Genomic DNA, 17,776 nt, shown 5'->3' with positions numbered 1-17,776 from the left:
ACGCGGGCGCGCCCGGGCGCCGGGTCAAGGCACGCGGGGTGCGGCCCTTCAGGGCGGCGACGCCCCGTACACCGCCCCGGGCACCGCCGCCCGCCCCAGGAGTTCCCGTACCGCGCCGCCCGCCCCCGCCGGGGTCCACTGTTCCGCCTTGTCGGCGGTCGGGCCCGCGCGCCAGCCCTCCATGACGGTGATGCGGCCGCCCTCCGCCTCGAAGACCCGCCCGGTCACTCCGTCGCTGGGTGTCCCGGAGCCGAGCCACACGACGAGCGGCGACACGTTCTCCGGTGCCATCGCGTCGAACCCGCCGCTCCCCGGGGCCGCCATCGTCTCGGCGAAGGCGGCCTCGGTCATCCGGGTCCGCGCGGCCGGGGCGACCGCGTTGACCTGCACTCCGTACCGGCGCAGTTCGGCGGCGGCCACCAGCGTCAGGCCGAGGACGCCGGCTTTCGCCGCGCTGTAGTTGCCCTGTCCGACCGACCCCAACAGCCCTGCTCCGGAGCTGGTGTTGATGACGCGGGCCGCCACCGTACGGCCCGCTCTCGCCTCGGCCCGCCAGTACGCCGCCGCGTGCTTGAGCGGCAGGAAGTGCCCCTTGAGGTGCACCCGCAGCACGGCGTCCCAGTCGTCCTCGTCCAGGTTCACCAGCATCCGGTCGCGCAGGAACCCCGCGTTGTTCACGAGCGTGTCGAGCCGCCCGAACGTGTCGAGGGCCGTGGCGAGGAGCGACGCGGCGCCCTCGGTGGTGGCGATGTCACCTCCGTGGGCCGTCGCCGCGCCGCCCCGCTCCCTGATCTCCCGCACGACCTGGGCGGCGGGGCTGTCCGGTGCGGGGGTGCCGTCGAGGCCCACCCCGAGGTCGTTCACGACGACCTTCGCGCCTTCCGCCGCGTAGGCGAGCGCGTGCGCGCGTCCCAGTCCGCGCCCGGCGCCGGTGACGGCCACCACCCGCCCCGCGCACAGGCCGCCGCCGGCCGGGTCCGTCTCCGCTGTCCGCGCCATCTCACGCCTCCTTGTTGGCTGTTGCCGCGTCCAGGAACGCGGGGCGTTCACCGCCGCCGTGCACGAGCAGGCTCGCCCCGGTGATGTACGACGCCGCGTCCGACGCCAGGAACACCGCCGCGTCGCCGATCTCGCGGGGTTCGGCGAGCCGGCCGAGCGGCACCGTGGCGCCCACCGCCGCGACGCCCTCCTCGTCCCCGTAGTGCAGGGCAGCGAGTTCCGTGCGCACCATGCCGAGCACCAGGGTGTTGACCCGGATCCGCGGCGCCCATTCCACGGCCATGGACCGCGCGAGGCTCTCCAGGCCCGCCTTGGCGGCCCCGTACGCCGCGGAGCCGGGTGAGGGGCGCGTCCCGCTGACGCTGCCGATCATCACGATCGAGCCGCGGGCCGCGGCGAGGCGCTCACGGGCGGCGAGCGAGGCGGTCAGCGGTGCGGTCAGGTTCAGTTCGATCACGCGTGCGTGCCGCTCGGCGTCCGTGTCGCCGAGCAGTCTGTACGGTGTGCCGCCCGCGTTGTTCACCAGGACGTCGACCCGGTCGAGGCCCGCGAACAACTCCCCCACGGCTTCCGCGTCCCGTAGCTCCACGGCCTTGAACTCGCAGCCGGGCGACGGGACTTCGGGGGCGCGGCGGGCGCACACCACCACGCGCGCCCCGGCCCGGACGAAGGCGCCCGCGATCCCCGCGCCCACTCCCCTGGTGCCGCCCGTGACGACGACGACCCGCCCGTCCAGGTCCGCCCCGCAGCCCATACGCCCTCCGCTCGCCGCTCCCGGTCCGTTCCTTGGGCCCTGGCCGCCTGCTACCGTCGAGCCCGTCCGCGTACCAAACAAACGTTAGGTGGAAAAGGTAGCCGAAGGTCACGCCCACCGCCAAGGGAGTTCACACATGCCAGGCACGCACAGCAACGCCCTGCCCCGCCGGGCCCTGCTCGGCGCCACGCTCGGCACGGCCACCGCCGCGGCCCTCGCCCCGGCGGCCACAGCCGCGTCCGGTGCGCGACCGGTCCGGCACCTCCCGCTGCAGGGCGCGGTGAACGTCCGTGACATCGGTGGCCATCGCGCGAGCGGCGGCCGGGTCCGGTACGGGCTCGTCTTCCGCGGTGACGCGCTGAGCAGGCTCACGGACGCCGACGTGACGATGCTGACCGGGCTGAACCTCCGTCAGGTCGTGGACTAACGCGTGCCGTTGGAGGTGCGGTACGACGGCGGTGACCGACTGCCGCCGGGCGTCCCCGGCATCGCGCGGCCCGTCACCGACAACGGTCTGTACGCGCAGATCCTCGCGGCCGTCGGCTCCGGGGACCCGGCGCAGCAGCAGGCGATGCTGGGCGACGGCAGAGCGGCGGCGTTCATGCGGGGCGTGTATCCGATGTTCGTCTCCGGCGCCGCCAACCGCGACCACTTCGCCGCCACCTTCCACGACATCGCGTACGGCGGCCGCGGCGCGCTCCTCTACCACTGCACGTCCGGCAAGGACTGCACCGGCTGGACGACGTACGTCCTGCTGCGCCTGCTCGGCGTGGACCGACACGCCGCGCTGGCCGACTACTTGGCGTCCAACACCTTCCGGGCCGCGTACGACGCGAAGCTCCGCGAGAGCCTCAGGCACTCCGGTGCGATGCGCGACCCGGATCTGCTGATCCCGCTCCAGGAGGTGCGCGCCGAGTACCTCGGGGCGGCCCTGGAGCAGGTGCGCCGCGACTACGGCGGCCTGCGGCGGTACGTCACCGAGGGGCTCGGCGTCGACCGGCGCACGGCGGCGCTGCTGCGGGCCCGGCTCGTGGACTGACCCGGCCGCCGCCGGACGCACCGGCTTGCCTTCGTGTGCGCTCCAGCACCTACCGTCCCAGCCATGACCGACAACACGGAACAGCACAGGATCGGCAGCGGGTTCGGGGCGCACAGCACGGCGGCGGAGGTGGTCGCGGGCGTCGACCTCTCGGGGCGGACCGCCCTCGTCACCGGCGGCTACTCGGGCCTCGGCCTGGAGACGACGCGGGCGCTCGCCGCGGCGGGAGCGCGGGTGATCGTGCCCGCGCGGCGGCCCGAGCGGGCACGGGCGGCACTCGCGGGCATCGCCGGTACGGAGGTGGACGCGCTCGACCTGGCGGACCTGGGGAGCGTGCGCGCTTTCGCCGACCGTTTCCTCGGCTCGGGCCGCGCCCTGGACCTCGTCGTCGCCAACGCGGGGGTGATGGCGGCGCCGGAGACCCGGGTCGGGCCCGGCTGGGAGTACCACTTCGCCACGAACCACCTCGGCCACTTCGCCCTGGTGAACCGGTTGCGCCCGGCGCTCTCCGCGCGCGGGGCCCGTGTCGTGGCCCTGTCGTCCTCCGGGCATTTCCTCACCGGCATCCGCTGGGCGGACATCGACTTCCGTACGGGGTACGACCGTTGGCTCGCCTACGGTCAGGCCAAGACGGCGAACGCCCTGTTCGCGCTGTACCTGGACCGGCTCGGCGCGGCGAGCGGCCTGCGCGCGTACGCCGTGCATCCCGGGTCGATCCTGACGCCGCTGCAACGGCACATCCCGCGCGAGGAGTGGGCCGAGCGGGGCTGGGTCACGGAGACGGGCGCGCCCCGGGCCGGTTTCAAGACGCCGGAGCAGGGCGCGGCGACCGCCGTCTGGGCGGCCACCGCGCCGGTGCTGGACGCGTACGGCGGGGCGTACTGCCAGGACTGCGACCTGGCCGAGTCGGTGCCGGACGACGCCGAGGACATGCTCGTCGGCGGGGTCAAGGCGTGGGCCAGGGACCCGGAGGCGGCGGCCCGGCTGTGGTCACTGTCGGCGGAGCTGACCGGGGTCGACGCCTTCGCGTGACGGGCCCTGGCTCCGCCGGGCGGGTCCCGACGCGGGCGGCGGGCCGGACCGGCCCCCGTGCGACGCGCCCCGCCCGTCCTGCCTCAGGCGGCGGCCCTGCGCGGGCCGCGGGGGCCCTGGCCACGGCGGTTGCCGCCGGTGGTGGCGGTGTTGGCCCCGCCGGAGCCCGAGCGGCGTCGGCCACCGGCCGCGCCCTGCCCGGAACGCTGGCCGCCCGGCACGGAGCGCTGTCCGCCGCCCTGCGTGGAGCGCTGTCCGCCACCCTGTGTGGAGCGCTGTCCCTCGCCGCCGGCGGCGCGGCCGGTGCCGCTGCCGCCGTTGCCGGAGCCGCTGCCGCGGGAGCGGCGCGGACGGCGCGACTTGGCGGCGGCCGACGGGGCGGCCTGCTCCGGGACGGCGACGGTCACGGGGACACCGGAGGGCTCGCGCGCCCCGGTGATCTTCACCAGCTCCTCGTCGGTGGAGCGGACCTGGGTCGTGCGGGGCTGCACCTTGGCGTCCCGCATCAGCCGCTGCACGTCGCGCTTCTGCTCGGGGAGCACGAGGGTGACGACGCTGCCGGACTCGCCGGCACGGGCGGTGCGGCCGCCGCGGTGCAGGTAGTCCTTGTGCTCGGTGGGCGGGTCGACGTTGACGACCAGGCCGAGGTCGTCGACGTGGATGCCGCGCGCCGCGACGTTCGTGGCGACCAGGGCGGTGACGCGGCCGTCCTTGAACTGCTCCAGGGTGCGGTTGCGCTGGGGCTGGCTGCGGCCACCGTGCAGGGGTGCGGCGAGCACTCCGCTGGCGAGGAGGCGCTTGGCGAGCCGGTCGGCGGAGCGCTTGGTGTCGACGAAGAGGATGACGCGGCCTTCGCGGGCGGCGATGCGCGCGGTGACGGCCTTCTTCTCGGTCTCGTCGAGGACGTGCAGGACGTGGTGCTCCATCGTCGTGACGGCGCCCGCGGACGGGTCGACGGAGTGCACGACGGGGTCGGTGAGGAACTGCTTGACGAGCCGGTCCACGTTCCGGTCGAGCGTCGCCGAGAAGAGCATGGTCTGTCCGCCGGGCGCGACCTGCTTGAGCAGCGCGGTGACCTGCGGCATGAAGCCCATGTCGGCCATCTGGTCGGCTTCGTCGAGGACCGTGATCCTGACCTGTCGGAGGTCGCAGTCGCCGCGCTCGATGAGGTCCTTCAGACGACCGGGGGTGGCGACGACGACCTCGGCACCGCGGCGCAGCTGGCCGGCCTGCCGGGAGATCGACATGCCGCCGACGACCGTGGTCATCCGCAGGTGGAGGGAGGTGGCGTAAGGGGTGAGGGCGTCGGTGACCTGCTGGGCGAGCTCGCGCGTGGGGACGAGTACGAGCGCCAGCGGGGTGCGCGGCTCGGCCTTGGCACCGGCGGTGCGGGCGAGCAGCGAGAGACCGAAAGCGAGGGTCTTGCCGGAGCCGGTGCGGCCGCGGCCGAGCAGGTCCCGTCCGGCGAGCGAGTTGGGCAGCGTCGCGGCCTGGATCGGGAAGGGCGCGGTGACGCCCTGCGCGCCGAGCGTCTTCAACAGCGCGGCGGGCATGTCGAGTTCGGCGAAGGTGTCGACCGGGGGCAGCGCGGGGGTGGTGTTCTCCGGCATGGTGAACTCGCGTGGCGGCGTGGGCTGTTGCCTGCGCTGCTGCTCGGGGGCGCGCCGCTTTCCGGCTGCTGCGGGACGGGGACTGCGACGGCTGGACGGGCGGGCTGAGCTGGCCATGCGGCATGCCTTCCGGGTACTCCGGGGGTGGGGACAGCATGAGCCGGGGCCCGCACCGTGAAGGTGCGGACCCCGGCCCGGTGATGCTGGATCAGGCGGGGAGGATGTTCTCCGCCTGCGGGCCCTTCTGGCCCTGGGTGACGTCGAAGGTCACCTTCTGGCCTTCCTGGAGCTCGCGGAAGCCCGAGGTGGCGATGTTCGAGTAGTGGGCGAAGACATCAGCGCCGCCGCCGTCCTGCTCGATGAAGCCGAAGCCCTTTTCCGAGTTGAACCACTTCACGGTACCGGTGGCCATGTAATTCTCCTTGAAACAGGTAGCAGCCCCCCATTCCGAGAACGCCCCGGCAAAACAATAATGCGCCTGAGGATCATTCCCGTCAGGCGCACATAAAGTCTATGGGTACCAAAACTGCAACACGCTGATCTTAGCACGCTTTTTCAGCGCGCCGCGAGCCCGTCCAGGACCATGGTCAGATACTGGCGCGCGATCTCCTCCGGACGGTGCTGTCCGCCCGGCCGGTACCAGGACGCGGCCACCCATACGGTGTCGCGGACGAACCGGTAGGCGAGGCGGAGGTCGAGGTCGGCGCGGAAGACCCGGTCCGTGACGCCGCGCTCCAGGGTGGTGAGCCATGTCACCTCGAACCGGCGCTGGGACTCGGCGAGGAAGCCGAACCGCTCCTGCGCGACGAGCTGCCTGGCCTCCTTCTGGTAGATCGCGACGGCGGCGCGGTGCCGGTCGATCTCCCGGAAGGACTCGGTGACGAGGGCCTCCAGGGTCTGCCGGGGGCCGAGCCCCGCGTCGAGCACGGTGTCGTAGCCCGCCCACAGCTCGTCGAGGAAGGTGCGCAGGATCTCCTCCAGCATCGATTCCTTGGAGTCGAAGTGGTAGTAGAGGCTGCCGGCGAGCATGCCCGCCTCGTCGGCGATCCTGCGGACGGTGGTGGCGTTGTAGCCCTGGGCGGCGAAGACCTCGGCGGCGGTCGCCAGGATCTCGCGGCGCCGCTCGGGCGAGGCGCTCACCTTGGGCGCCTGGGGCTTCTTCTTCGTGGACACGCCCCCATTGTGGTGTGCGCGGCCGGGTGCCGGGCGACCGCCCGGGGGTCGCGGACCGGCGGGGCCCGGCGCGCGGCGGGTCAGATCCCGGTGACGACGGCGACCGGGCCCCGCGCGTGCAGCGCGGCCGCTCCTTCGACGAGTGCGGCGTCGTAGCGGCCGAGTACGTGTCCCGCGACCTCCGCGCCCTCCTCGGTGAGGGCGACGACGAGTGCGGTGCCCGGCGCGAGGGCCGACGCTCCGTGGACGACGGCGACGGACGGCGACGCGGCGAGGGCGGAGCGTCGCCACATGACGTTGAGGTTGACCACGGGGCCGCCGAGCAGCCGGCAGTCCGTGGGCGCGTCCCCGGCGAAGTCCCGTGGCCGGTAGAGGGAGTCGACCAGGGTGGGGACCGCGCCGACGGTCAGCTCCATCCCGTCGCCCTCGACCATGGTGAGGGTGCGGTCGACGCCGGGGAACGCGGAGAACGGCCCGTCGGCGGCCACGTCGGCGAGGCTGGCCCGCCACCGGAAGCCGGCCGTGCCCGCGCCGTGCGGCCGGCCGGCGATCTCGCGGGTGACGCCGCCCCCGTTCTTCCACGGGACGGCGGCGCGGTCGGCGGCGGGCAGCGGGCGTACGACGGGGTCGATCATGAACGCCGAGGGTACGCCGGGCACACCCGCCCCCACCAGGCGTGCGAGGGGTGGCTATGTTGTTCGCCGCCCTACGTTGACGAGCCCCAGGAGGCGGCCGTGGAGCCCACCCCTCAGTCCGCCGCGACACCGACGTGCTACCGCCACGCCGACACCGGTACGCACGTCAGCTGCGTCCGCTGCGAACGGCCCATATGTCCTGCCTGTATGCGGGAGGCGGCCGTCGGGTTCCAGTGCCCGGCGTGTGTGCGCGAGGGGTCCCGTTCGGTGCGGCAGGCCCGCACGGTGGCCGGTGGCCGGATCTCGGCCGTGCCGCTGGTGACGTACGCGCTGATGGCCGTGAACGTCCTCGTCTACCTCGGTGAGGTGCTGCGTCCGGGCATCGTCGAGCGGTTGCAGATGCTCGGCCAGGGGCTGGTCGGCCCGGACGGTGCGCGCTACGTCTACCAGGACCACTACCCCGTGGACTTCCACGCCGACGGGGTGGCCGAGGGCGAGTGGTACCGGCTGTTGACCGGCGCGTTCCTCCATCTGCCGCCCACCGAGGGCGTGTTCGGCGTCCTGCACATCGTGCTGAACATGGCGTCGCTGTGGAACCTCGGCCGGATCGTCGAGGCGCAGCTGGGCCGGGTCCGCTATCTCGCGCTGTACCTCGTCTCCGCTCTCGGCAGCTCGGTGGTGGTCCTGCTGATCGTGCCGCGGACCCCGACCGTCGGCGCGTCCGGCGCGATCTTCGGGCTCGGCGCGGCGTACTACGTGATCGCGCGGCGGCTCGGGGCGGACATGCGCCAGGTCAACCGGTTCATGGCGTACTTCCTGCTGTGGATGCTGATCTCCGCCGGGTTCACGTCGTGGCAGGGGCATCTGGGCGGGCTGCTGACGGGCGGTCTCGTGACGGTGGGGCTCGTGTACGCGCCGCGGGAGCGCCGGGAACCGGTGCAGTGGCTGGTGTGCGGGGCGGTCGTGGCGCTGCTCGTGGCGGTGGCCGTATGGCGGTCGGCAGCGCTGTAGATCATGGCCGGCGGCCCGGCGCATACGCTGTCCGCATGAAACGCGTCGGGGGTCTGGTCCTCTCGTTCGTCACCGTGGCCTGCGTCGGTACCGCGGGCGCCTTCTTCCTGTCCTCCGGCGACACGAGCGAGGACGCGCCCGCCCGCGCCGGGGCGTCGGCCACCTCCGTGCCGCCCGGTCTGGCCGCCCCCGACAAGAAGGAGCTGGCGCAGCAGCTCGTCGCGAGCGCGGAGAACTCGACGCTGGACTGGCGCGGCCAGTACGGCTACGTGGAGGACCTCGACGACGGCCAGGGCTACACGGCGGGCATCATCGGTTTCTGCACCGGCACCCACGACCTGCTCGCCCTGGTCGAGCGGTACACCGAGGCCCGCCCGCACAACCGGCTGGCCCGCTATCTGCCCGCGCTGCGCGCCGTCGACGGCACGGACTCGCACGAGGGCCTCGATCCCGGGTTCCGGGCCGCGTGGAAGGCCGAGGCGAAAGTGGCGGCGTTCCGGAAGGCGCAGGACAGGGAGCGCGACCGCATCTACTTCGACCCGGCGGTCCGCCTCGCCAAGCGCGACGGCCTGGGCACGCTCGGCCAGTTCATCTACTACGACGCGATCGTCATGCACGGCCCCGGCACCGGCCCGAACAGCTTCCACGGGCTGCGCGAGCGGGCCATGGCGGAAGCCGACACCCCGGCCGAGGGCGGCGCGGAGGAGGCGTACCTCGACATCTTCCTGGACGCCCGCCGGGCGCTGATGAAGTCGCAGAAGTCGCACCGGGACACGACCCGGGTCGACACCGCTCAGCGGCGGTTCCTGTACGACGGGAACCTGTCGCTGGAGACGCCGCTGACGTGGCAGGTGTACGGGGAGACGTACCACGTCGACTGAGTGCCTGTCCTTGAACCCCCGTCTGCGCAGCGACGCCCGGCGCGTGAGCGTCCCGGGACCTGACCCCGAACGCACCGCGACGCCCACCCGGTCGTCCGGTCGGGGACAGTGGGGCAGGCGTCGCGCTCAGTTCCGTACGCCGTTGTACGGGACGTTCAGGGGTGGACCGTCACACCATGAGGGCGCGGTCCGTCGGGCGGATCGGCGCCGGGAGTTCCGAGACGCCGGTCAGGAAGTGGTCCACGCCGCGGGCGGCCGAGCGGCCCTCCGCGATGGCCCAGACGATGAGCGACTGGCCGCGGCCCGCGTCACCGGCGACGAAGACGCCGGGGACGTTGGTCTGGAAGTCGGCGTCGCGGTCGATGTTGCCGCGGGCGTCGAGGTCCAGGCCGAACTGGGCGACGAGCCCGTTCTCCTGGTCCGTGCCGGTGAAGCCCATCGCGAGCGTGACCAGCTGCGCGGGGATCTTGCGCTCGGTGCCGGGCTTCGGGGTGAGCTTGCCGTCGATGAACTCGACCTCGGTGAGGTGCAGCGCCTGGACGTTGCCGTCCTCGTCGCCTTCGAAGTGGGTCGTCGAGACGGAGTAGACCCGCTCGCCGCCCTCCTCGTGCGCCGAGGTCACCTTGTAGAGCATCGGGAACGTCGGCCAGGGCTGCGAGACCGGGTTCCGGTCGTCGCCCGGGCGCGGCATGATCTCCAGCTGCGTCACGGAGGCGGCGCCCTGGCGGTGGGCGGTGCCCACGCAGTCGGCGCCGGTGTCGCCGCCGCCGATGACGACGACGTGCTTGCCCTCGGCGGTGATGGGGGGCTGCACGAAGTCGCCCTCCTGCACCTTGTTGGAGAGCGGCAGGTACTCCATGGCGAAGTGGATGCCGTTCAGCTCGCGGCCCGGGACCGGCAGGTCGCGGGAGACGGTGGCGCCCGCGGCGATGACGACGGCGTCGTAGCGCTTGCGCAGCTTCGCCGCGTCGATGTCGCGGCCGATCTCCACGCCGGTGCGGAACTTGGTGCCCTCCGCGCGCATCTGCTCGATGCGGCGGTTGATGTGCCGCTTCTCCATCTTGAACTCGGGGATGCCGTAGCGGAGCAGGCCGCCGATGCGGTCGGCGCGCTCGTAGACGGCGACCGTGTGGCCGGCCCGCGTCAGCTGCTGGGCGGCGGCCAGACCGGCCGGGCCCGAGCCGATGACGGCGACGGTCTTGCCGGAGAGCCGCTCGGGGGCCTGGGGCGCGACGTCGCCGCGGTCCCACGCCTGGTCGATGATCGAGACCTCGACGTTCTTGATGGTGACGGGCGGCTGGTTGATGCCCAGCACACACGCCGACTCGCACGGGGCGGGGCACAGCCGGCCGGTGAACTCCGGGAAGTTGTTGGTGGCGTGCAGTCGCTCCTGTGCCGCCGACCAGTCCTCGCGGTAGGCGAAGTCGTTCCACTCGGGGATCAGGTTCCCCAGCGGACAGCCGTTGTGGCAGAAGGGGATGCCGCAGTCCATGCAGCGCGAGGCCTGCTTGCTGATGATGGGGAGCAGCGAGCCGGGAACGTAGACCTCGTTCCAGTCCCGCAGCCGCTCGTCGACGGGGCGCGTCTCGGCGACTTCGCGCCCGTGGTTGAGAAAGCCCTTGGGATCAGCCATTGGTCGCCGCCTCCATCATCTTCTCGGTGATCGCGGTCTCGGAGAGACCCGCTCGCTCGGCGGCGTCCTTGGCGGCGAGCACTGCCTTGTACGTACTGGGGATGATCTTGCTGAAGCGCTCCACGGACACGGTCCACTCGGCGAGCAGCTTCTCGGCGACCGTCGAGCCGGTCTCCTCGGCGTGGCGGCGCACGACGTCGTGCAGCCACTGCTTGTCGGTGTCGTCGAGGGCCTCGACCGCGCCCTGGCTGGTGACGTTGACGTTGTCGGGGTTCAGGTCGATGACGTACGCGACGCCGCCCGACATACCGGCCGCGAAGTTGCGGCCCGTCTCGCCGAGGACGACCGCGTGGCCGCCGGTCATGTACTCGCAGCCGTGGTCGCCCACGCCCTCCGAGACGACCGTGGCGCCGGAGTTGCGGACGCAGAAGCGTTCGCCGGTGCGGCCGCGCAGGAAGAGTTCGCCGCCGGTCGCGCCGTACGCGATCGTGTTGCCGGCGATCGTGGAGAACTCGGCGAGGTGGTCGGCGCCGCGGTCCGGGCGGACGATGATGCGGCCGCCGGACAGGCCCTTGCCGACGTAGTCGTTGGCGTCGCCCTCCAGGCGCAGGGTGACACCGCGCGGCACGAACGCGCCGAACGACTGGCCCGCCGAGCCGGTGAAGGTGATGTCGATGGTGTCGTCGGGCAGTCCCGCCCCGCCGAACTTCTTCGTCACCTCGTGGCCGAGCATCGTGCCGACCGTGCGGTTGATGTTGCGGATGGCGACCTGGGCGCGTACCGGCTGGGCGTCCGCCTGGTCGTTCGCGGCGAGGGCGTCGGCGGCGAGCTTGATCAGCTCGTTGTCGAGCGCCTTCTCCAGGGCGTGGTCCTGCGTGGCGATCTGGTGGCGCACGGCGCCTTCGGGGAGTTCGGGGACGTAGAAGAGGGGCGCCAGGTCGAGGCCCTGTGCCTTCCAGTGGTCCACGGCCCGCTCGGTGTCGAGGAGTTCGGCGTGGCCGACGGCCTCCTCGATGGTGCGGAAGCCCAGCTCGGCGAGGAGTTCGCGGACTTCCTGAGCGATGAACTCGAAGAAGTTGACGATGTACTCGGCCTTGCCGGAGAACCGCTCGCGCAGCGTCGGGTTCTGCGTGGCGATGCCGACCGGGCAGGTGTCCAGGTGGCAGACGCGCATCATGACGCAGCCGGAGACGACGAGCGGCGCGGTCGCGAAACCGAACTCCTCGGCGCCGAGCAGCGCGGCGATGAGCACGTCACGGCCGGTCTTCAGCTGGCCGTCGGTCTGGACGACGATGCGGTCGCGCAGGCCGTTGAGCAGCAGCGTCTGCTGGGTCTCGGCGAGGCCGAGCTCCCAGGGGCCGCCCGCGTGCTTGAGCGAGGTGAGCGGCGAGGCGCCGGTGCCGCCGTCGTGGCCGGAGATGAGGACGACGTCCGCGTGGGCCTTGGACACACCGGCCGCGACCGTGCCGACGCCGACCTCGGAGACCAGCTTCACGTGGATGCGGGCCTGCGGGTTGGCGTTCTTGAGGTCGTGGATCAGCTGAGCCAGGTCCTCGATGGAGTAGATGTCGTGGTGCGGCGGCGGCGAGATCAGACCGACGCCGGGGGTGCTGTGCCGGGTCTTGGCGACCCAGGGGTACACCTTGTGGCCGGGCAGCTGGCCGCCCTCGCCGGGCTTGGCGCCCTGCGCCATCTTGATCTGGATGTCGTCGGCGTTGACCAGGTACTCGGAGGTCACACCGAAGCGGCCGGAGGCGACCTGCTTGATCGACGAGCGGCGCGCCGGGTCGTAGAGACGGTCGGCGTCCTCGCCGCCCTCACCGGTGTTGGACTTGCCGCCCAGCTGGTTCATGGCGATGGCGAGGGTCTCGTGGGCCTCGCGGGAGATGGAGCCGTAGGACATGGCGCCGGTCGAGAACCGCTTGACGATCTCGGAGACCGGCTCGACCTCGTCGATGGAGATGGGCTCGCGGCCCTCGGACTTGAAGCCGAACAGGCCGCGCAGCGTCATCAGACGCTCCGACTGCTCGTTCACCCGGCCCGTGTACTTCTTGAAGATGTCGTAGCGGCGCGAGCGCGTCGCGTGCTGGAGGCGGAAGACCGTCTCCGGGTCGAACAGGTGCGGCTCGCCCTCGCGGCGCCACTGGTACTCGCCGCCGATGTCGAGGGCGCGGTGCGCGGGCGCGATGCCGGTGACGGGGTACGCCTTCGCGTGCCGCGCGGCGACCTCCTGGGCGATGATGTCGAGGCCGGCGCCGCCGATCTTGGTGGCGGTGCCGTTGAAGTACTTCTCGACGAAGGCCTCGTCGAGGCCGACGGCCTCGAAGACCTGGGCGCCGCGGTAGGAGGCGACGGTCGAGATGCCCATCTTGGACATGACCTTCAGGACGCCCTTGCCGAGCGCGTAGATGAGGTTGCGGATGGCCTGCTCGGCGCCGCCCTCCTCGTCGGCGGCCAGGAACGTGCCGGCGCGGACCAGGTCCTCGACGGACTCCATCGCCAGGTACGGGTTGACGGCCGCGGCGCCGAAGCCGATGAGCAGCGCGACGTGGTGGACCTCGCGGACGTCGCCGGCCTCGACGAGCAGCCCCACCTGGGTGCGCTGCTTCGTACGGATGAGGTGGTGGTGGACGGCCGAGGTGAGCAGCAGCGACGGGATCGGCGCGTGCTCGGCGTCCGAGTGCCGGTCCGAGAGGACGATCAGGCGGGCGCCGGCCTCGATGGCGGCGTCGGCCTCGGCGCAGATCTCGTCGATGCGGGCGGCGAGCGCTTCACCGCCGCCGGAGACCCGGTACAGACCGGAGAGGGTCGCGGCCTTCATGCCGGGCATGTCGCCGTCGGCGTTGATGTGGATGAGCTTGGCCAGCTCGTCGTTGTCGATCACCGGGAAGGGCAGGGTGACCGAGCGGCAGGAGGCGGCCGTGGGCTCCAGCAGGTTGCCCGCCGGGCCCAGCGAGGAGCGCAGCGAGGTGACGAGCTCTTCGCGGATCGCGTCCAGCGGCGGGTTGGTGACCTGCGCGAACAGCTGGGTGAAGTAGTCGAAGAGCAGGCGCGGGCGGGCCGAGAGCGCGGCGATCGGGGTGTCCGTGCCCATCGAGCCGATCGGCTCGGCGGCGGCCTTGGCCATCGGCGCGACGAGGATGCGCAGCTCTTCCTCGGTGTAGCCGAAGGTCTGCTGGCGGCGCGTGACGGAGGCATGCGTGTGCACGATGTGCTCGCGCTCGGGCAGGTCGGAGAGCTCGATCTCGCCGGCTTCGAGCCAGTCGCCGTACGGCTGCTCGGCGGCGAGACCGGCCTTGATCTCGTCGTCCTCGATGATGCGGTGCTCGGCGGTGTCGACGAGGAACATCCGGCCGGGCTGGAGCCGGCCCTTCTTGACGACCTTCGCCGGGTCGATGTCGAGGACGCCGACCTCGGAGCCGAGGACGACGAGGCCGTCGTTGGTGACCCAGTAGCGGCCGGGGCGCAGACCGTTGCGGTCGAGAACGGCACCGACCTGGACGCCGTCGGTGAAGGTGACGCAGGCGGGCCCGTCCCAGGGCTCCATCAGCGTGGCGTGGTACTGGTAGAAGGCGCGCCGGTCGGCGTCCATGGAGTCGTGGTTCTCCCACGCCTCCGGAATCATCATCAGGACGCTGTGCGGAAGCGAACGTCCGCCGAGGTGGAGCAGTTCCAGCACCTCGTCGAAGGACGCGGAGTCCGAGGCGTCCGGCGTACAGACCGGGAAGATCCGCTCCAGCTTCTCCGTGCCGTTGGCGTCGGCGCCGAACAGCTCGGAGGCGAGCTGGGACTCGCGGGCGCGCATCCAGTTGCGGTTGCCCTTGACGGTGTTGATCTCACCGTTGTGCGCGACGAAGCGGTACGGGTGCGCGAGCGGCCACGACGGGAACGTGTTCGTGGAGAAGCGCGAGTGGACGAGCGCGATGGCCGAGGTGAAGCGGCGGTCGGACAGGTCCGGGAAGAAGGGCTCCAGCTGGCCGGTGGTCAGCATGCCCTTGTAGACGATGGTGCGGGCGGAGAGCGACGGGAAGTACACGTCGGCCTCGCGCTCGGCACGCTTGCGCAGCAGGAAGGCCTTGCGGTCGAGCGCGATGCCCTTGTTGACGCCGTCCGCGACGAAGAGCTGCCGGAATTCGGGCATCGTCGAGCGGGCGGTGGCGCCGAGCAGCTGCGGGGCGACCGGGACCTCGCGCCAGCCGAGGACGGTGAGGCCCTCTTCGGCGGCGATCGTCTCGACCTGCGAGACGTACTCCTGGGTGCCCTGCTGGGGCAGGAAGGCGATACCGACGGCGTACGAACCGGCGGCGGGGAGGTCGAAGTCGACCGCCTCGCGCAGGAAGGCGTCCGGAACCTGGGACAGGATGCCCGCGCCGTCGCCCGAGTCGGGCTCGGAGCCGGTGGCACCGCGGTGCTCCAGGTTGCGCAGCACCGTGAGCGCCTGCTCGACCAGCGCGTGGCTCGCCTCGCCGGTGAGGGTGGCCACGAAGCCGACGCCGCAGGCGTCGTGCTCGTTGCGCGGGTCGTACAGTCCCTGCGCGGCAGGGCGAGCATCCATGTGCGACCGGTTCATGGCACTCCGGCCGTTGTTGGAATGCTGGGACGGCTGGCGCGGCGTACGCATCGGCTCTCCCGTCGTCGTCGTGGCATTTGCGTGCCGAGGGACGACGTTGGCCCTCTGCGAAGTACATGCTGCTGCAAAATTTCGTGCAGGTTACATGATGGAACGAATCTCGGAAACCGGATACTTCGTTTCACCATGCGGACACCGCGGTGGCGGCGAGAGGGGTGCCCGGCGGGCAGATCGATACCCAGGGGGCCGGTACGCCGTAGCGCTCGCGGGCCTCATTGCCCACAGCGCTTACGGCTCATGCCCCGTGGTCAAGTAATCGAAACCGTCCAGTAACGACTACTTATGCAAGGCCCTGTATAGCCATCTTCCGGCCGTGACCGGGGAACCGTCAACCTATTGCCGTACCGAAAAGATGGCCCAGGAGATACGTCACACCGGCCGCGGCACCGCCCAGGGCCAACTGCCGCAGCCCGCTGAACCACCACGAGCGTGCCGTCACCCTCGCCACGACCGCGCCGCACGCGAACAGCCCGATGAGCGCCAGCACCACGGCCGGCCACAGCGCGGTCGCCCCCAGCAGATAGGGCAGTACGGGCAGCAGGGCGCCCAGGGCGAACGAGCCGAACGAGGAGACCGCGGCCACCGTCGGCGAGGGCAGATCGCCCGGATCGATCCCCAGCTCCTCGCGGGCGTGGATCTCCAGGGCCTGCTCGGGGTCCTTCGACAGCTGCCGCGCGACCTCCGCGGCCAACCGGGGCTCGACTCCGCGGGACTCGTACAGCTCGGCGAGCTCCCGCTCCTCGTCGGCCGGGTGCTTGCGCAGCTCGCGGCGCTCGACGTCCAGTTCGGCCTCGACCAGCTCGCGCTGGGAGGCGACGGAGGTGTACTCACCGGCCGCCATGGAGAACGCGCCCGCGGCGAGCCCCGAGAGACCGGTGATGATCACGGTCTGCTGCGAGACGGCGCCACCGGCGACACCGGCCATCAGCGCGAAGTTGGAGACGAGACCGTCCATGGCGCCGAACACCGCCGGGCGCAGCCAGCCGCCGCTGACGTCGCGGTGGGTGTGGTTGTCCCGGTGCGCGTCGTGCAGTGTCGCCTCGGTCTCGATGATGGCCATGCTCGTGAACCCACTCCCCTAGCTCCGACTTCTGACTCGAAAGTACGCGCGGAAAAACGCCGCCGCTAGCAAGGAAGGCCGTACTTACCTGCGGTTTTGCGCCCTGCGCAACGCACCCGGCAGTCGCTGACCTCGGCCTTCCCACCGTCACTCGTGAGATGGATCACCTGATGGCTCCGTTGACGGACGGGGAACCCTGACACCACCATCTGTAAACGTTTCCAGCTACCGGAAACGTTTACAGTGATCCCGTTTCGAGGAGCAGACAGGTGCCGAGAAGAGGGGCGTCCCCCCAGCGGGGCCAGCCGACGATCGTCTCCATCGCCGAGCGCGCGGGAGTCTCGATCGCCTCCGTCTCGCGCGTCCTCAACGGCCTCGGGGCCCGCCGCGACACCGTCGAGCGGGTCGAGCGCGCCGCCGCCGAACTCGGCTACGTGCCGAACGCGGTGGCCCGCTCCCTCAAGGACGGCCGCACCCGCCAGCTCACCTTCGCGATGCCCGACATCGGCAACCCCGTGTACGTGGCGATGGTCCGCGCCATCCAGTCGGTGGCGAAGGCGGCCGGCTACCGCCTGCTCCTGCACTCCACCGACGCCGTCGTCGACGACGAGCTGGCCGTCCTGCGCAGCCTCGGCGACCGCACCAGCGACGGCCTCATCATCTGTCCCATCCGCATCACCGACGACCACATCCGGGCGCTGCGCACCGCGGTGGGCCCGGTCGTGGTCATAGGGTCCCTGCCCGATGACGTGCCCGTGGACAGCGTGCGCGCCGACTCCGTCGCGGGCGCCGCGCTCGCCGTACGCCACCTGTACGAGACCGGCCGGCGCCGCATCGCCTTCGTCAACGGCCCCTACGACACGGTCCCCGGCCGCAACCGCGAGGAGGGCTACCGGGCGGCGCTCGCCGCCTGCGGCCTCCCGTACGACCCCGCGCTCGTCGTCCACACCGACTTCGGCATCGAATCGGGCGCCGAGGCCGCCGAGGCGCTCCTGCGCCGGGCACCCGACGCTGTCTTCTGCGCCAACGACCAGCTGGCGCTCGGCGCGGCCCGCGCCCTGCACGCCCGCGCGCTGCGCATACCCGAGGACGTGGCGGTCGCGGGGATGGACGACAGCATCCTGGCGCAGGCCGGTTGGCCCCCACTGACCAGCGTCGACCTCGGCTCCACCGAACGCGGCCGGCGCGCCGCCGAACTGCTCCTGGAGCGCCTCGCCGCCACCGGCTCCCCCGCCCCCCGCACCACCACCGCCCCTCCCCGCCTCGTCGTCCGCGCCTCCACGGGCCGGGCGGCGCCCGACGCTTGAGAGTCACGAGGT

General features: G+C 72.1%; 13 protein-coding genes and 1 pseudogene. 5 read left to right on the top strand and 9 right to left on the bottom strand.

Features of this window, described 5'->3' with window-relative positions:
- Positions 1-48: 48 nt before the first annotated feature.
- Positions 49-999, bottom strand: a complete 951-nt coding sequence (locus tag ACZ45E_RS33740) for an SDR family oxidoreductase (protein WP_468228377.1) — start codon at positions 997-999, stop codon at positions 49-51.
- Position 1,000: 1 nt separating this feature from the next.
- Positions 1,001-1,753, bottom strand: coding sequence for an SDR family oxidoreductase (locus tag ACZ45E_RS33735; protein ID WP_468228374.1), 753 nt, complete (start codon positions 1,751-1,753; stop codon positions 1,001-1,003).
- Positions 1,754-1,889: 136 nt separating this feature from the next.
- Between ACZ45E_RS33735 and ACZ45E_RS33730 the strand changes: the two are divergent.
- Both ACZ45E_RS33730 and ACZ45E_RS33725 read left to right on the top strand, forming a co-directional pair.
- Positions 1,890-2,792, top strand: a pseudogene (locus ACZ45E_RS33730) (tyrosine-protein phosphatase).
- A 63-nt stretch (positions 2,793-2,855) separates the two neighbouring features.
- Positions 2,856-3,824, top strand: coding sequence for an oxidoreductase (locus ACZ45E_RS33725; protein ID WP_468228371.1), 969 nt, complete (start codon positions 2,856-2,858; stop codon positions 3,822-3,824).
- 83 nt (positions 3,825-3,907) lie between these two features.
- On the opposite strand, the gene ACZ45E_RS33720 is transcribed toward ACZ45E_RS33725, so the two are convergent.
- The 4 genes from ACZ45E_RS33720 to ACZ45E_RS33705 all read right to left on the bottom strand — a co-directional run bounded on the left by ACZ45E_RS33720 (position 3,908) and on the right by ACZ45E_RS33705 (position 7,242).
- On the bottom strand, positions 3,908-5,551 hold the full coding sequence (locus ACZ45E_RS33720; RefSeq protein WP_468228368.1) for a DEAD/DEAH box helicase: 1,644 nt from the start codon (positions 5,549-5,551) through the stop codon (positions 3,908-3,910).
- Positions 5,552-5,642: 91 nt separating this feature from the next.
- Positions 5,643-5,846, bottom strand: coding sequence for a cold-shock protein (locus tag ACZ45E_RS33715; protein WP_005318814.1), 204 nt, complete (start codon positions 5,844-5,846; stop codon positions 5,643-5,645).
- A 143-nt stretch (positions 5,847-5,989) separates the two neighbouring features.
- On the bottom strand, positions 5,990-6,607 hold the full coding sequence (locus tag ACZ45E_RS33710) for a TetR/AcrR family transcriptional regulator (RefSeq protein ID WP_468228364.1): 618 nt from the start codon (positions 6,605-6,607) through the stop codon (positions 5,990-5,992).
- Positions 6,608-6,687: 80 nt separating this feature from the next.
- The gene (locus ACZ45E_RS33705) at positions 6,688-7,242 is read right to left on the bottom strand and encodes a HutD/Ves family protein (RefSeq protein WP_468228361.1); all 555 of its coding nucleotides are present in this window, start codon (positions 7,240-7,242) and stop codon (positions 6,688-6,690) included.
- Between the two features lie 99 nt (positions 7,243-7,341).
- On the opposite strand from ACZ45E_RS33705, the gene ACZ45E_RS33700 reads away from it, so the two are divergent.
- Together ACZ45E_RS33700 and ACZ45E_RS33695 are read left to right on the top strand one after the other, a co-directional pair.
- The gene (locus ACZ45E_RS33700) at positions 7,342-8,253 is read left to right on the top strand and encodes a rhomboid family intramembrane serine protease (protein ID WP_468228359.1); all 912 of its coding nucleotides are present in this window, start codon (positions 7,342-7,344) and stop codon (positions 8,251-8,253) included.
- Between the two features lie 35 nt (positions 8,254-8,288).
- Positions 8,289-9,134: a chitosanase gene (locus ACZ45E_RS33695; RefSeq protein WP_468228357.1), complete on the top strand. Its 846-nt coding sequence runs from the start codon at positions 8,289-8,291 to the stop codon at positions 9,132-9,134.
- A gap of 169 nt (positions 9,135-9,303) precedes the next feature.
- On the opposite strand, the gene ACZ45E_RS33690 is transcribed toward ACZ45E_RS33695, so the two are convergent.
- The 3 genes from ACZ45E_RS33690 to ACZ45E_RS33680 form a co-directional block, all read right to left on the bottom strand.
- Positions 9,304-10,767 carry a glutamate synthase subunit beta gene (locus tag ACZ45E_RS33690; protein WP_468228354.1) on the bottom strand — a complete coding sequence of 488 codons (1,464 nt, stop codon included), beginning with the start codon at positions 10,765-10,767 and terminating at the stop codon, positions 9,304-9,306.
- The gene (gene gltB / locus ACZ45E_RS33685) at positions 10,760-15,388 is read right to left on the bottom strand and encodes a glutamate synthase large subunit (protein ID WP_468228351.1); all 4,629 of its coding nucleotides are present in this window, start codon (positions 15,386-15,388) and stop codon (positions 10,760-10,762) included. The genes ACZ45E_RS33690 and gltB overlap by 8 nt, the downstream gene beginning before the upstream one ends.
- 337 nt (positions 15,389-15,725) lie before the next feature.
- Positions 15,726-16,457 (bottom strand): VIT1/CCC1 transporter family protein, encoded by a 732-nt coding sequence (locus ACZ45E_RS33680; RefSeq protein ID WP_468228350.1) that lies wholly within the window; start codon positions 16,455-16,457, stop codon positions 15,726-15,728.
- Between the two features lie 269 nt (positions 16,458-16,726).
- On the opposite strand from ACZ45E_RS33680, the gene ACZ45E_RS33675 reads away from it, so the two are divergent.
- Positions 16,727-17,764 carry a LacI family DNA-binding transcriptional regulator gene (locus ACZ45E_RS33675; protein ID WP_468228347.1) on the top strand — a complete coding sequence of 346 codons (1,038 nt, stop codon included), beginning with the start codon at positions 16,727-16,729 and terminating at the stop codon, positions 17,762-17,764.
- Positions 17,765-17,776 lie beyond the last annotated feature (12 nt).

This window comes from Streptomyces sp. NPDC030991, from assembly GCF_055571235.1.
Note: the sequence above shows the minus strand (reverse complement) of the source record. Positions and strands in the feature narration are given on the sequence as shown.